The sequence below is a fragment of the Ruoffia sp. FAM 20857 genome, assembly GCF_045528645.1.
Classification (GTDB): domain Bacteria; phylum Bacillota; class Bacilli; order Lactobacillales; family Aerococcaceae; genus Ruoffia; species Ruoffia halotolerans.
Genome location: NZ_JBGQRB010000150.1, coordinates 1 through 255 on the forward strand (window position 1 = coordinate 1; position 255 = coordinate 255).

Annotated in this window: 1 protein-coding gene; it reads right to left on the reverse strand. The window is 38.0% G+C overall.

The window, feature by feature from the left end; translation table 11 throughout:
- Positions 1–140, reverse strand: a 140-nt coding sequence (locus tag ACEN4N_RS11635; protein WP_407094283.1) for a transposase, incomplete at its 3' end; no start/stop codon positions are given.
- Positions 141–255 lie beyond the last annotated feature (115 nt).

The window sequence follows — 255 nt, forward strand, 5'->3', positions numbered from 1 at the left end:
GAATGCTTTAAATCACGAAAAGAAGTCTCAATTCCCCACCGTAAATGGTATAATTCTTTTAAGTCATTGGGTGTAAAGTTGTCATCAAGATTTGTTATCAAGCACTCGTAGGTGCTTTCACTTAGCTTGAGTCTAACCACTCGGAAACGTATTTCGTAATAATCCTTACTGCCTCGTTTTAAAAAATCAAACTTAGACGTGGTTGATAGGAACCGAAAAGATGGATCGTCTTTAATCGCTTTGGTTCGGGAGTAG